Below are 11,490 nucleotides of genomic sequence, written 5' to 3' on the forward strand. Positions count from 1 at the left end.
CCCTTCTTCTCCAGCACCTCCGTGATCGCCGCCGTCAGCGTCGTCTTGCCGTGGTCCACGTGCCCGATCGTCCCCACGTTCAGGTGCGGCTTCGTCCTCTGAAACTTCTCCTTCGCCATGGCTCTCGCTCCTCCCCTCTCCCTCAGCGCCGGCGCCCGGCCGCCTGCACCGCCAGAAAACTGGAGCCCACGAGCGGGATTGAACCGCTGACCTCGTCCTTACCAAGGACGCGCTCTGCCGACTGAGCTACGTGGGCGGCTGCGGGGCGCGATCTGCGGCGCATTCCGGCGTCGCTCCGTCGCCGTCTCGCTGCGGCGTGCAGACAGCACGCCTCACTCGCCGGCTTCGTCGCTCCTTGGACTGCTTGCATCTCGCGTCCCTCGCTTAACCTTTCACACCAGCAACTGTCCAGCCAATTCTGGAGCGGGAAACGGGACTCGAACCCGCGACCCTCAGCTTGGAAGGCTGACGCTCTACCACCTGAGCTATTCCCGCGCTGCGCGGGGCGTCAAGCGCCTCGCCTCGTCCGCTTCTCGTTGCCTCAGCACTCCTTCGTATGTGGTGGGGAGGGGAGGATTCGAACCTCCGAAGGCGTCGCCGACAGATTTACAGTCTGTTCCCTTTGGCCACTCGGGAACCTCCCCGCGTCCGTCTTTCTCGCTTCCCGCTCGTTCCGTCGCGCGTCCTCCGCCCTGCCCGCTGCCTGCTGGAGCCGATGAGAGGACTCGAACCTCCAACCTACTGATTACAAATCAGTCGCTCTGCCGATTGAGCTACACCGGCCCGTCCACTTCCTTCCACGCGCACTCCTCCGCCTGTACACCAAGAAGAGTGAAGATATAGCGGTAAGACCGCGAAGTCAAGAACTTCTTTGCCGCCCCCCGCTCAGGGGCACGTCTTGCAGCCTTCCGCGTCCTTCCCTCGCTGGCCTGCGAGAGTCTTCGCCTGGGACTCCACGAGACCCCGGTAGGCCTGAAGACCGCCCTCGCCGAAGAAGAGACCGGGGTCCCCGCCCCAGCGTGTATTCGTTTCCTCTATGACTGTCAGCAGTTGCGTGAACGCACTCCCGTCCTCGTCGACGAGAATGACGCTGCGCTTTCCCTCTGCGCGCCAGCGCCCGACTTCCGCGTCCAGCCGCTCGACGAATCCCCTGGCGTCGCCCGCGTACGGCAGGACCTTGGCGCCCGGGAGTTCCTCGCCAGGGGCCGCGCCAGCCCCACGTCGGATATCCACGATCGCGACGTCCCGGCCCGCCCGCTCGGCCCGCAGCGACTGCGGGGGAACGGAGCGGACGCCGGCAAGGGCCGAACCGTCCCCGACGATCGCCCCTCCGACCGCCGCCCAGGCGGACAGCCCGCCTTTGAGCACCGCGACGGACGCGAAACCCTGCTCCCGGAGGGCGCCGCACTCCTCGAGCAGCCGCCGGCCCTCGAATCCGTCGTTCACCAGGACGAACGACGCTTGCCTCAGGAAGGGCTTGGTCTTCACGGCAAACAGCGGGACGTTGATCGAGCCAGGAATCCTTGCGCGTCCGTAACTCGCGGCGTCCCGGACATCGACGAGGATCGGCGCCTTGCCGGCGGCTGCCGTCTGCAAGCGGGAGCGGAGGACCGATGCCGGGACGAAGCAGTCCGCGGGCCCTCCCGCGGGCTCCAGCCCGGCCCCGGCGTCCGCCACTCCCGCCCCGACGGCGGGCAACGCCCAGCAGCAGATCGCGCACGCCAGCGCAGCCGCCAGCGGGCGCACCTGCCGATACCCCTTCCCTGCTCTCGCCATGGGCCTAAGGATAGACCTCCAACTCCGTCAGCCGATAGTCCGAGGAGTTGGCCACCGTGCAGTATACCCGCACGTAGCGGGCGCCCGCCGCCGGGAAGGTGACGTCCGTCGGCGCGCTGCCGCCCGAGGTGGTCGAGTACTGCGTCGTGTAATCCGTCCCATTCATGGAGGTCTGGATCTGGAAGCTGCGACCGTAATTGGTGGAACTCCAGGACACCTTGACGCGCGAGACGCTGTAATCCGCCGCGAGATCGACCTCGAGCCACTGTGTCCCTCCCGCGCTGCTCCGCCAGTAGGTCGTCGCGCTGCCGTCGACGGCGTTCGCCGGCGCGTTCGAGCTCCCGCTGCGCGATGAGGAGGCGCTGGTGTTCTTGCCAAGGGCGAGATTGTCCGGCGGCGCGTCGACCGTGACCAGCGCGGCGTCGCTCCCGCTGGCGCCGAGGTTGTCGGTCACGGTCAGGGTCGCCGTGTACACCCCGGCCGTCTCGTACGTGTGGCTCGCGTTCTGGCTCGGGGTGTCGGCCGTGCCGTCACCCCAGTTCCAGGACCAGTCAACGATCGTCCCGTCCGCGTCGGACCCGGCCCCGGTGAACGAGATCGCCGTCCCCGCCGTCCCGGTCTTGTCGGTGCCGGCGTTGGCCACCGGCGGCTGGTTCGGCGGCGCCACGCTCACCGTGACCACGGCCGTGTCGCTGCCGGCGGCACCCTGATCGTCGGTGACCGTCAGGGTCGCCGTGTACGTGCCGGCCGCCGCATACGTGTGGTTCGCGTTCTGAGTCGGGGTGTCGGCCGTGCCGTCGCCCCAGTTCCAGGACCAGTCAACGATCGTCCCGTCCGCGTCGGACCCCGACCCCGTGAACGAGATGGCGGCGCCGGCGTAGCCCGCCTTGTCCGTCCCGGCGTCCGCCGCCGGCGCCAGGTTCGGCGACGCCGTCCCGTAGACCTCAAGCTCCGTGACGCGGTAGCTCGAAGAGTTCGCCACCGTGCAGTACACCCGCACGTACCGCGAGCGGACCGCGGCGAAGAGGGCGTCCGTCGTCCCGCTCGTCCCGCTGGCCGTCGAGAAGCGTGACGTGAAGGCGTTGCCGTCCGTCGACGTCTCGATCCGGAATGAGCGCGCATAGTACGTCGACGACCACGAGACCTTGACGCGGGAGACATCGTAGAACGCGCCGAGGTCCACCAGCAGCCATTGGGTGCCCGTCGAGCCGCTCCGCCAGTAGGTCGAGGTGCCCCCGTCGACCGCCTTGGAGGCCGCGTACGTCGAACTGGACTGCGAGGAGGCGCTGGCGGTCTTATTGAGGGCGAGATTCGCGGTCAGGGCCGTGAAGCTCGCATCGATGCCGTGGTCGGCCATCACGTCCGCAAAGGTGTAGGTCGTCACGGCGCCCACCGACCCGCCGTCGACCACGACGTCGGCGACGCGGTACGCCGGATCCGGCGTGATCGTGAAGGTCTGGCTGCCGTGCGCCGGCACGCTGACCGCCCCCTCGGGCGAGATCGAGCCGTTGGCGCCCGCGCTCGCCGCGATGCTGTAGTTCGGCGGCAGCACGACGTAGACGAACGGCCCCTGCGCCGCTTCCCGCTGCCCCGCTGCGTCGACGGCGAAGTAGTGGAGCGTCGTCGTGGCGGTGAACACCAGCGGCGCCGTGTACACCTGGCTCTCGAGCGTCGGAACCGAGCCGTCGACCGTGTAGTGGATGACGGGCGCCGGGTCCATGTCGTCCGTGGCCGTCAGGGTCACCGTGACCTGGCCGATGTAGCTGCCCGGCGCCGGGCTCGCCACCGTCTGCGGGGCCGCGCCGTCCACCGTGATCGTCCCCGGTGCGTAGTCGGAGCGCGTCGAGGTGCCGTCGCCGATGACGCCGTAGACGTGCCAGGTGCCCGGCGGCACGCCGCCGAGGTCCCAGGCGTACGCGCCCGCGGGCCCGTCCTGGTCCTCGCTCAGGCCCGAAACGATGGGGGTGCCGTCGAAGCCCGCCCCGTCGACGTCGCGGTAGAGCGCGATCGTCGCGGCGGAGTCGGGGTCCGCATCCACCCACCGGATCGTGAAGGTCCCGCCCGCCTGCATCCAGGCGGCTGCCGGCTCGGTCATCGTGATCGCCGGCGGGTCGTCCACGCCGTTGTCGTCCGTGAAGAAGGACGTCAGCGCCGTCCAGGGACCGGCCGCCTCGTTGTCGTCGACCGCCCTGGCGCGCCAGGAGTGCCACGCATAGAGCGGAAGCGGCGGCGTCACCACCCACTCGGTCGCCGCCGCCCCGCCGCTCGCGACCGTGCCGCCCGGTGGCTCGGCGTACACCTCGTACTCGTAGCGCAGCGGGTCGAGGTCGGGGTCGACCGCCGCGTACACCTCGAGGCGCGGCGTGACGCCGTCCACCCAGGCTCCCGCGCCGGGGTTGCGCGGCGTCGGCGCCGACGGCGCGTCGTTCGCGGTGTTGACGAAGAAGCCCGCCCCCGCCCACGGGCTCTCGGTCCACGCGTCCGCCGCCTTGGCGTGCCAGTAGTAGCGCGTGTTGTCGGCCAGTCCGGCCACGCCCCAGGAGGTGGTTCCCTCCGTCTCGGCGACCTCGCCGGAGGTCCTCCTGTTCGGCGTGTCGAACGTGGGGGCGGTGTCCAGCTCGAAGAAGTACGTCAGGGGGTTCCGATCCACGTCCGTGGCGTTCGCAACGCTCAGCGTCACCGACGTCGACGCCACCTCCGAGCCGTCCGCCGGGGAAGCCACGGCAGGCGCGGCGGGCGCGTCGTTCGCCGTATTCACGAAGAAGGCCGAAGGTCCGATCGCCGTGGCCAGACCGTGCTCGTCGGTTGCCGTCGCGGTCCAGAAATGCCACGCGTTGTCCGCGAGCGGAACGGCGGTCGTCCACGCCGTGCTGCCGCCCGTCCCCGCCGGGATCCCCGTCACCAAGTCCTCCTGCGACGTCAGACCATCATCGGCATAGACCGCAAACGAATACCAGACGGCATCCCCGTCGACGTCGCCGGCGTTGGCCACGCGCAGCTCGGGCGTCTGCGTCGCGACGTCGGCCCCGGGCGCGGGCGCCGCGACGTCGAACACACCCGGCGGCTCGTTGGCCGTGTTGACGAAGAAACTGCCGTCCGCCCACAGCGTCGGGGAACTGCCGTCCGTGGCGCGCCCACGCCAGTAGTGCCAGGCGTTGTCCGCCAGGTCGGCGCCGACCGTCCACGAGGTCGTCCCCGCCTGCTGCGCGACCAAGCCGGAGGCCGCCTCCGGCAGCGTCAGCGCCTGATCGCCGTAGACCTCGAACTCGTACGCCAGCGCGTCGCCGTCGGGATCGACGCTGTTCTCCAGCACGAGGGCCGGCCGCGCGCTCGGCACTTCGGCCTGCGCCTGCGGCGCGCTGACCTGGGGGACCGTGGGGGCGCGGTTGACGTTCGTCACGGTGATCGCGACGCTCTCGGCATCCTGCAGGTCGCCATCGTCCGCGATGAAGGTCACGTTGTACTCACCGCTCTGATCGTAGGTCGGCGTCCAGGCGAACGTGCCTCCGATGAAGCTCGCCCCCGCGGGCAGGCCCTGCGCCGTGATGGCGGGCGCCGGCCCGTCGGGATCGCTGGCCGTCACCCCGAAGACGAGCGGCTGGTTCTCGGCGACGCCCCGAGGCCCGATCGGGTCGAGCACGGGCGCCTGGTTGAGATTGACCTCGAGGGCCGCGACGTCCTGCGCCGCGTTGCCGGCCGGGTCGACGGCCGTGGCCGTGAAGGTGTTCGGCCCGTGCACAAGACCGCTCACCGTCGCGGACCAGGTCCCGCCGACCGGCTGGCTGACCACACCGACCGTCGCCGGCGTGTCCACGGCAAGCGACACCGTCGAGCCGGCCTCCGCGGTCCCCGTCATCGTGTAGCTCGCCGAGCGCCACAGCGCAGGCAACGCGTCGATCGCGACCGCCGGCGGCACCTCGTCGATGTCGTAGGTCTCGCTCCCCTCGGGGCCGACGTTGCCCGCCGGGTCCACCGCGAAGAAACGCAGCGTCCCCGACACCGGGACGGCGATCGGGCCGGCGTACACCGGCGAGGCCGCAGTCGGCGCCGAGCCGTCGGTGGTGTAGCGGATGACGGCCGTCTCCGAAGCCGTCAAGACGACGCCCTGCGGCGCGTTGAAGAGTCCGCCGGCCGGGCTGGCCGTGACCACAGGCGCCGTGCGGTCGATGACCACCGGCCCGGCGCCATAGGCCCGCGCCTCGTTCTCCTCGTCCGCGATCACCGCATAGACCCACCACGAGCCGTCGGCCAGCGCCGAGGTGTCCCAGGTGAATGCGTTGGCCGCGTCGTTCTCCGCGATCGCGGCGACGATCGGCGTCCCGTCGAAGCCGTCGCCATCGTCATCGTAGTAGAGCGAGACCAGCGCGGCGCTATCCGGATCGCCGTCCGTCCAGCGCACTTCGAAGCTCACGGCATTCGACGGGGCCTCCGCCGCAGCCGGTCGCGCCACGAGGATCGTCGGCGGATTGTTGTAGCCGCGGACGTTGACGAAGAAGCTCTGCGCTTCGCTCCAGCCGCTCGCCGCGCCGTGCTCGTCGACGGCCCGCGCCCGCCACCAGTAACTGCGATCGTCCACGAGCGTCGCGCTCACCGTCCAGGTCGCGCCGCCGCCGGACGCGAACGCAACGTGTGTCGTCAGCGCCGCCTCCGCGTAGACCTCGAAGTCGTAGCTCAGCGCGTCGCCGTCCGCGTCGACCGGCGCGTTGAGCGCCAGATCCGGGCTCGTCGACCAGACTTCGCCGCCCGCCGCGGGGTTGAGCACCGTCGGCGTGCCCGGCGAGTCGTTTACCGTGTTCACGAAGAGCGACGCCACGACCCACGGGCCGTCGGCGCCGGCGTCGGCCGCGCGGGCGCGCCAGTAGTACCGTGTGTTGTCGACCAGCCCCGCCGGGACCGTCCACGAGGTCTCCCCGGGGCCTTCGGCAATCGCCACGCTGGAGACCAGGCCCGGGCTGTTGAACGAGGGGACCGTATCCAGCTCGAACAGGTAGGTCAGCGGGCTGACTTCGGGGTCCGACGCGTTGCCGACCGTCAGCGTCGGCGCCATCGCGGTCGTCTCCGCGCCGTCCGCCGGGGCGACAACCGTCGGCGCAGACGGCGGCTGGTTGCCGGTGTCGACGAGGAACGAGGCGGTCACGACCGCCGTCGCTCCATGCTCGTCCCGCGCCGTGGCGCGCCAGTAGTACGTGGTCTGGTCCGCCAACGGGGCCGGCACCGTCCAGGACGTCGTGCCCCCGCCGCCCGCGGCCACGTCGCTGGCCGAAGCAACGAGCGCCGTCATCCCGGCGTCCGAGAAGACCTCGAAGCCATAGGTCACGGCATCCCGGTCGACGTCCGTGGCGTTGCGGACGACCAGAGCCGGGGTCGTCGTGCCGACCGACCTGCCGTCGCCGGGCTGCGAGACGCCCACGCCCGCCGGCGGGTCGTTCGCCGTGTTCACGAAGAAGCTGCCGTAGGCCCAGGCGCTCGCGTGCACGCCGTCGCCGGCACGCACCCGCCACCAGTACGGCGCGTTGTCGGCCAGCGAGATGGGAACCGTCCAGGCGGTGCTCCCCCCGCCCTGCGCCACGCCCGCGGCGTCGGCCACACGCTGGGTGAGCGCCGCGTCCGCGTAGACCTCGAAGGCGTAGCTCGTCGCGCCGCCACCGTCGCGGTCGACGCTGCTTCTCACGACGAGGGACGGCTGGAGCGCCGCGACCTCGCCCCCCGCGGCCGGCGCGAGCACCACAGGCACCGAAGGCGCGAGCCCCGTGTTCGGGTCGGTGCCCGCCAGGTACTCCTGCAGGTCCGTCCGCCCGTCGCCGTCCGCGTCCCCCGCGCCGTCACGGGCGAGCGAGCCGAAGTGGGCCAGCTCCCAGGCGTCAGCCATGCCGTCGCCGTCGGTGTCCCAGATGTGGCGCACCGTGATGCGCACGGCCTGCTGGTCGCTCAGCGCCCCGTCGCTCGCCGTGAACGTGACCTGGTACGTCCCTGCCTGCCCGACCGCCGGCGTCCAGGAGAAGGTGCCCCACGTTTCGCCGCCGTCCACGAAGCGTGCCCCGGCGGGGAGCGGCGCGGCCGAAAGTGCCGGCTTCGTCCCGTCCTGGTCCGTGGCGTGCGCCGCGAAGGAGAGTTCCGCGCCCTCCACCACCACCTGGTCGGCAATGAGCTGCAGGACCGGGGCGTGCGGCTCGGCGGCCGGGTCGTCGAAGATCACGGTGTAGGCGCCGGTCGTGTTCGAGTCGAAGAGATTGAAGCCATATTCCCACTCGTGGGCGACCAGATTGCGGTGCTTCGAGAGCCAGGCGTTGTCCGCGCCGATGAGCTTGCCGTCGGAGCGCAGAACCGCCTTGAGGCGCTTGGCGCCCGCAAAGGGGTCGGTGAGCTTCAGGAAGGAGTAGCCGGAGACGACCGGCGTAGCGAGCGAGAAGTGCCTCTCCGTGCCGCTCTGCCCCGCGTCCGTCAGTGTCGACGAGGCGCCGACGTCGGCCACCGGCGTATCCTGCCCCTGGCTCTCGTAGAGGGTGCAGCTCCCGCCCTGACGCACGAGGAAGTCGCGGATGCCGTCGCGGCCCGGCAAGTCGGCTCGGACGTCGTGCTCGGCGATGCGCGCGGCGGTCCCCGAGATCACGGAGGTGATGGCGCCCCCCAGCTCGTCGGAATGAGTGAAGCTCCCCGAGACTTGGGTGAAGCTCCCCGAAAGATTGGTCGTCATGTTCCAGCGGCCGGTCGCGCTGGCCCCGGGCGCCAGCGTGCCGAAGTCCACGAGCAGGCTGCGCGCCCCGGGCTGGCCGTTGACCTCCGAGGAGTCGATCAGGAAGCCGATGAGCAGCCCCTGCTCGTTCTCGACGATGCGCGGTTGCGCGGATTCGATCGCGACGTTGCGGGCGGTGCCGAGCCCGCTGTTCTTGACCCTGACGCCGAAGCTGAAGGGGACGGGCGGCTCGATCGCCGGCGTGAAGGGGTCGTCGGCGTAGACGTCGCCGGGCACGAAGTACTCCACGTAGAGCGACGGCAACGGCTTGACGAGGATCGAGTCCGGCTGCACCTCGAGCGTGAAGGGCTCGCCGTTGATGCGGTAGCTCACCGTGGCGCCGATCTCGTAGCGGGCGCCCAGGGGCTGCCCTTGCGCCGCGATGCCGGTGGGGATCAACAGCCACCGGATCTCCGCCGTCGTGCCGGGGCTGACGGTGCCGGTGCCGGCGACGTCCCCGATGCCCGTCATCGAGTCGATCCGATACCAGAAGGAAGCGGTCTGGTCGTTGGTGTCGGTGGTGAGCACTACCGGCTCCCCGGCGGCGTTCACGCCGTGGATGTCCACGTCCACGCCTTCGATCCCGATCGAGGAGAGCCCGTTCGAAATCTGCATCACGGCGAAGAATCCCTGCCGCTCGAGCGAGAGTGTCTGCCCGATCTCGAGCTTGACGGCGGCGCAGACGGACTCCTGCGCGAGCGCCTGCCCCGTCGGCACGAGGAGGAAGAGCACGAACACCAAGGCCTTGATCATCCTGGACATGCGATCTCCCCCTCTCCAACCAGACTCCATCGCACCCTCGCGAGACCGTGGTCGCAAAATCACGATCCAGCCTCAGCCAGTTCGCCAAGCCCCAACTTCAATCCCTCCGGCGAACAGAATCCTGCCACGTCGCTCGCTGTAGACAGAAGGTGCCCCCCGTACATCTTCACTTAGTCGAATTCCGGCGGATCGATGTGCTGGGAGAACAGATCTACGATATCGTTGCTGCCACTCAGAACAGTCCTGAATACGTGACCGTCCACCACCAGCCATTCAGCCACGAATGATCCGGCGGCATCGGAGAATAGCCCTCGGAACTGACAATTCTTTACATCAAAGCACTTGCCTCCAAAATATCGCACCGCGCCAGGGTATTGGAGAAGGCGATTTCCCCACGCGTTGTACATATCAGAAGCATCAAGCGCGTAAGACTGTTCATGAAATGAAACCTGAATGCTCTTCACATAAGTCTTTGGCAAACCAAAGGCCTCCCCGAATGGTAAGTGCCCGTTGATTCGGCATTGCGAGTCGCCAGCAGCACAACCTTCCACCTGAAAGTTCGCTTCTTGGAATGGCGCCTCAGCAATTGAAACCCTGACACCGCTTGGCAAAGTGAAGTCCCAAGTCGTGTCGGCAATTGCTGACGTCGGGAATAGTGCGCAGAGCAGGATCACAGAGAAGACGTTCTTCATGGGATGACCACCAGTGTGTTGTCGTCACTGCCACCGATCTGATTCCTGATGTTACGATTAAAGACAGGGCATCCTTGCGAAGCGCTTCTGTTTCCTCGTCCGTTGTCACCATGGATCAAGAAACCATCCCGCCCCAACGTCTGAGTGTCAGCTGCCGGTGTCAGCCGCATTGATGCAGGAAGGTTTGTGCCGCTACCGGTCGTGTTGTTCTGCTGCGGCCCGATCGTCCATGTGCCTTGCGGAATGGGCCCGACGTTGCGTAGGAATTGCAGCGTAGGGTTATTGAGACCAAGCCCATGACCGGAATACCCGGTGCCAACATCGACGCTTCGCAGCGGTGGGTCTTCATGTGTTAGTTGCCCACTTGATCGACTGTATACCCAAGCAAGGCCGAACGGATCATCTCTGTCTACTGGACCATTCATGACGTACGCGTACAGATTCAGATCCCCACCCTCAATTCCAATGGGATCAGGTGAGAGGTACCACACCTCGACCGGCCCTCTCAGGCTCTGTGGAACCCCGGTAATGTCACTCAGGCAAGAGTGGAATTTCGCTAACACTGGTTCCAACCCTAAGGCTTGCGGATGTCACATGCCAAAGATTCTGCTTCTCAAGTACGATATAGACAGTCCCTTTCCCCAAGGGACCCGACACGTATACCTGGAAGTGCGCGCTACCAGTGGGACCAACGGTCTTGATGGAATACCCCCAGAAAGCCAATCTGCACTTCACGGGATTGCCGAACGCAGCCTTTACGCGTTGATTGTTCGCTATGTACTTGGTTGAAACTGCAAATGCCTCGGAAGAGACGATGTATACATATGTAAAGCAGATGACCACGAAGACCATCAACAGCGCGGCAACAAACCTTTTCTTTCGTGTCATTTCCGCTTCCACAAGAACGTAGTTTCGGAGCCGGCCGCAGCAATTGCACTAATCCTCACCTTGCTCGGACTGGTAGGAGATGGCATTTCGAACTGCTTCGACAGCCTGCTCTCAGAATATATGTTGGTCACCCCTCCCCCCCGCATGGCAGTGCCACCGACTTGGCCGGCCCAACCGACGGATGGCCCCGGACTGACGCCAAGGCCTACTTCCGCAAAGCCGCCGGTCTTCACTTGCGACGATTCGCCAGGTTGATAACCGGGACTCGTTCCCTCCGGGTCATAACTAAACGACTCGCCTTCTCCAGCGCCCCATCGAATCGTAAGGAAGTAGGAGCCGTCCGGATTCTCTCCGAATAAAACCCCGCCTCCAAAACCTATAAAGACCTCCGCGCAAAAAGACTTCAGACCCATTGGATCCGACATCACGGTAGGTCGTTGTGAGACATACGCATACAGATTGAGATCCCCGCCGTCGATGCCGATGGGATCGGTTGACAGGTACCTCCCCAGACTCGGGTCATAGTACCTGTTCCAGTTGTAATGCAGCCCCGTGCCGGGGACAGGAAGGCCAGTTTCAGCATCTATGCCCTCTGTCTCCTTGTCGTAGTATTGGCCGGGGAAACGGAGGTTGCTCACG

At 67.5% G+C, this 11,490-nt stretch carries 6 protein-coding genes and 4 tRNA genes; all 10 read right to left on the bottom strand.

Annotated features, from left to right (window positions below; all coding sequences use genetic code 11):
- Window positions 1-119 (bottom strand): GTP-binding protein (locus tag VI078_02335; GenBank protein ID HEY5998124.1); only part of this gene is annotated, 119 nt, incomplete at its 3' end.
- A 61-nt stretch (window positions 120-180) separates the two neighbouring features.
- Window positions 181-256, bottom strand: a tRNA-Thr gene (locus VI078_02340).
- Between the two features lie 163 nt (window positions 257-419).
- A tRNA-Gly gene (locus tag VI078_02345) sits at window positions 420-495 on the bottom strand.
- A 64-nt stretch (window positions 496-559) separates the two neighbouring features.
- Window positions 560-644, bottom strand: a tRNA-Tyr gene (locus tag VI078_02350).
- Between the two features lie 63 nt (window positions 645-707).
- A tRNA-Thr gene (locus tag VI078_02355) sits at window positions 708-783 on the bottom strand.
- A gap of 102 nt (window positions 784-885) precedes the next feature.
- Window positions 886-1,776 (bottom strand): rhodanese-like domain-containing protein, encoded by an 891-nt coding sequence (locus VI078_02360; protein HEY5998125.1) that lies wholly within the window; start codon window positions 1,774-1,776, stop codon window positions 886-888.
- Window positions 1,777-1,780: 4 nt separating this feature from the next.
- Window positions 1,781-9,271, bottom strand: a complete 7,491-nt coding sequence (locus VI078_02365) for a PKD domain-containing protein (protein ID HEY5998126.1) — start codon at window positions 9,269-9,271, stop codon at window positions 1,781-1,783.
- A gap of 170 nt (window positions 9,272-9,441) precedes the next feature.
- On the bottom strand, window positions 9,442-9,963 hold the full coding sequence (locus VI078_02370; GenBank protein HEY5998127.1) for a hypothetical protein: 522 nt from the start codon (window positions 9,961-9,963) through the stop codon (window positions 9,442-9,444).
- Window positions 9,960-10,388: a tlde1 domain-containing protein gene (locus VI078_02375; GenBank protein ID HEY5998128.1), complete on the bottom strand. Its 429-nt coding sequence runs from the start codon at window positions 10,386-10,388 to the stop codon at window positions 9,960-9,962. The genes VI078_02370 and VI078_02375 overlap by 4 nt, the downstream gene beginning before the upstream one ends.
- Window positions 10,389-10,847: 459 nt before the next feature.
- Window positions 10,848-11,490 (bottom strand): RHS repeat-associated core domain-containing protein (locus VI078_02380; protein HEY5998129.1); only part of this gene is annotated, 643 nt, incomplete at its 5' end.

It is taken from the genome of bacterium, from assembly GCA_036524115.1.
Taxonomy (GTDB): Bacteria; JAUVQV01; JAUVQV01; order JAUVQV01; family DATDCY01; genus DATDCY01.

Coding starts and splice junctions, on each gene's coding strand:
- VI078_02360 (HEY5998125.1), bottom strand. CDS start 1,776: ATGGCGAGAGCAGGGAAGGGGTATCGGCAGGTGCGCCCGCTGGCGGCT.
- VI078_02365 (HEY5998126.1), bottom strand. CDS start 9,271: ATGTCCAGGATGATCAAGGCCTTGGTGTTCGTGCTCTTCCTCCTCGTG.
- VI078_02370 (HEY5998127.1), bottom strand. CDS start 9,963: ATGAAGAACGTCTTCTCTGTGATCCTGCTCTGCGCACTATTCCCGACG.
- VI078_02375 (HEY5998128.1), bottom strand. CDS start 10,388: ATGAATGGTCCAGTAGACAGAGATGATCCGTTCGGCCTTGCTTGGGTA.